Origin of the sequence: Odoribacter lunatus (genome assembly GCF_943193135.1) — a bacterium.
GTDB classification, from domain to species: Bacteria; Bacteroidota; Bacteroidia; order Bacteroidales; family Marinifilaceae; genus Culturomica; species Culturomica lunata.
On the sequence record NZ_CALPCZ010000057.1, the window covers coordinates 1 to 3,056 of the forward strand.

Annotated in this window: 3 protein-coding genes; all 3 read right to left on the minus strand. The window is 46.0% G+C overall.

Going from position 1 to position 3,056, the window contains the following annotated elements:
- A partial coding sequence (locus NFR61_RS11055) for a BACON domain-containing protein (protein ID WP_251624127.1) occupies positions 1–1,916 on the minus strand: 1,916 nt, incomplete at its 3' end.
- Between the two features lie 27 nt (positions 1,917–1,943).
- Complete coding sequence (locus NFR61_RS11060; protein ID WP_251624129.1) at positions 1,944–2,720, minus strand: DUF6261 family protein; 777 nt, start codon at positions 2,718–2,720, stop codon at positions 1,944–1,946.
- A 17-nt stretch (positions 2,721–2,737) separates the two neighbouring features.
- Entirely contained in the window at positions 2,738–2,992 is a 255-nt protein-coding gene (locus NFR61_RS11065; RefSeq protein ID WP_251624131.1) for a hypothetical protein, read from the minus strand.
- Between the last annotated feature and the right edge of the window lie 64 nt (positions 2,993–3,056).

The following is a 3,056-nucleotide window of genomic DNA, read 5'->3' on the forward strand; positions in this document are numbered from 1 at the left end:
TCTAAAGAAGAAAAAGAAGAATAATAAGAATCATTGGCATTCACCTCAAAATCGCCACCAATACTTTTCAACTTACTCAAGCCTTCAAAAGACTTCAAAGACTTCAAAGACTTCAAAGATTCCAAAGAATTAGAAGAAGAATAAGAAGAAGAAATCACCTTAAAACTTCCGCCAATACTCTCCAAGCTCTCCAAGCCTGCAAAAGATTCTAAAGAAGACAAAGAAGAATTAGAAGAAAAAGAAGAAATCACCTCAAAATCGCCACCAATACTTTTCAACTTACTTAAACCACTAAAAGACTTCAAAGCCTTCAATGAAGAATAAGAAAAAGAAGAAGAAGCCACCTTAAAACTTCCGCCGATACTCTCCAAGCTCTCCAAGCCTGCAAAAGATTGCAAAGCATTCAATGAATTAGAAGCATACACCTTAAAATCGCCACCGATACTTTTTAACTTACCCAAACCATTAAAAGATTCCAAGGAAATCAAAGAGGAAGAAGGATTAGAAGAAGAGGAAGGATTATTAGAAGAAGCTGACACCACAAAATTCCCTCCGATACTCTCCAAATTTTCCAAGCCTTCAAAAGATTTCAAAGAATCCAAAGAAGAAGAACTAAAATAAGATGTCGAAGAAGAAGCAGAAGCTGTTATGATAAAGTTCTTACCTATACTTTTTAAATTTGTCAAACCGGTAAAAGAAGTCAAAGCTCTCATTGAATAAGCATGGGCAGAAGAGGACGAGAATACTGATGACGAAGCCGTAACGACCAAACTTCCCGTAATCTGCTTCAATCCTCCCAATCCCTCCAAACTTTCCAATGCATCACATTCCAAGCTCAAATCCCCATCAATCTCCACCAATAAATCGCCCAATTCCTGTAGATTTTTTAATTCCGTTCCCCCCATAGTGACATTCCCGACAATTACTGTATTTCCCGTGGCGTGGAAATCAATCAAATCCTGTTTCGTTTTAAAAACGATACCACCCAAATGCGTGCCTTTGGTAAATTGCCTTACCTGTAACGTATCGGCAAGAGCGCCGTTTTTGTCTTTAAAAATAACTTTTACTCCACGGGATACATTACTTGTATTTCCCATTACACGAAAAACTATCCGGTCAGTTCTGACGGCACGGGTTTGAACAACTTCCAACCAATCAACCAATTCTGAAAAAAGTATATCATAATCGATATTTGTTCTCAACTCTATTGTTATCGTGGTATCCTTTGCCAGTAAATTGTATTCCTTCTTCGTCAGCATCAATTGGTCTTTCTCTGCCTGGAAGATGCGGACGGTGTCGCTTAGGGACGCGGAAGTGAAAATAATGAAGCCCATCCGCGAATCTTTGCTCTCATTTTTAGCAATAATGAACCGGTACGTCGTGTCGCTTATCTCCGCCCGCGTTTCCGGTGCCGGCTGTATCCACGAACTACAAAATTCGGGGATGGTCACCTCGTACGTCATATTACTTCTTACCCGGATAGCCAAATCACCTCCCCCCTGTGCCACCTCGAATTTCGCTTTGTCCGGTACAATCGCATTTCCGTATTTTTGCGTCACGGTCAGCACTTGCGTCTTATCGCCCGCCTTGACGGTCAAGTTCATATTGCGGTCTTCCAGGGCATTGTAAGTCTGGGTTCTGACCGTCACCGTCCGGTTACCCGAACCGGAGGCAACGTCCGTCGTACACCAGTCGCTTTCGTTGGTAATTGTCCACTCCGCATTGCTCGTAATCGTGAACGTCTTCTGTCCGCCTTCCGCATCAAAAATCAAATCCGCATCGGAGAGTTCCAACGTGACAACGGTCGGCGTCACCGGTGTATCCGGCTCATCGGGTTCAAAATCCTTCTCCTTATCCTTGCCGCATCCTACCAACAAAGCCAGACACAGCACCCCATACAAAAATTTTTTCATCATTTCTTTCTTTATTTTATCAAGTTCATACTATTCTTCCACTTCTTCCTCCACATCTACGTCTATATTTTCCTCCTCCTTTTCAACAGCTTTCTTGTTGCGAGCCATACGGCGGGCAAGCACTTCCTGCGCTTCTCTGACCAGCCGGTTGATACGGTCGATGATGCGGCTGTAAGCGGCTTCGCCTTTGACGACGGCAAGGGCGTTAATCATTTCGCACAGCTTCTCAAATGCCGTCTGCACGGCGGCGCGTGCCGTCCTGCTCTTCTCCGATGTCGCTTCGGAAGCAATGTCCGTACGGGAAAGCATCGTCTGCTCAAACTGCGTATTGGCGGTGCGCAGGGAAGTAATCCAATGCTCCACAAACAGCTTCTTGACCAACTCCTCGTTCTCCTTAATCGCCATGTCCTGCAACAGATTGGTAATCGCCGCCGTCTCCTGCCGGTAAGGCATACCGGGGATATTCTTGCCATACTTCTCCACCAGCGACAACAGCACGTCGGCAGCCTGCGACTGCTCCTCGTCGGGAGAAACCACATACAGCTTCAGATTGGCGATAAAACTGCGGAGGATGTAATCCCGCCGGGCGTCCAGCTGTGCCAGTTCGGCCGTCTGGGGACTGCGCCGCTCGGGCAGGAGCGCCACGTCGTACTCCTGCAGGCGGGCATTAAACGTATCACACACACTCTTCAAGGGTTCCTCAAACTCCTTGGCGGTTTCTTCCTGTTTCAGGAAAGCGGCCACGTCCGAATAAACCTGAAACGCTTCCAAATTGCGTAAAGCTTTAAGATTTGTCGATGTAATCATCTGCATACTATTTTAAATTAGACAATATTTTCCGTTCCTATCCTGCCCACGGCTGTCGGCGACCCAAAACCGTGCGGGAATGACAGCCCACAGCTGTCGGCAACCAAAAACCGCACGGGAATTTCCTCCCCACGGCCGTCGGCAACAAAAAACCGCGCGGGAATTTCTTCCCTACGACCGTCGGCTGAAAAAACCACGCGGGGACGGCTTCCCGACACACGTCGGCTAAAAAATCCCGTCCGGTAACATCCGGTTGCCAAAAATTCACTCATTAAAACCACGAATTTCAACTACTTACGATGTAAAAAAACCAAAAAAACCTTCGTTTAAAATGGC

Excerpts from the sequence above, each read along its gene's own strand:
- NFR61_RS11060 (WP_251624129.1), bottom strand. The coding sequence starts at position 2,720 with ATGATTACATCGACAAATCTTAAAGCTTTACGCAATTTGGAAGCGTTT.
- NFR61_RS11065 (WP_251624131.1), bottom strand. The coding sequence starts at position 2,992 with ATGAGTGAATTTTTGGCAACCGGATGTTACCGGACGGGATTTTTTAGC.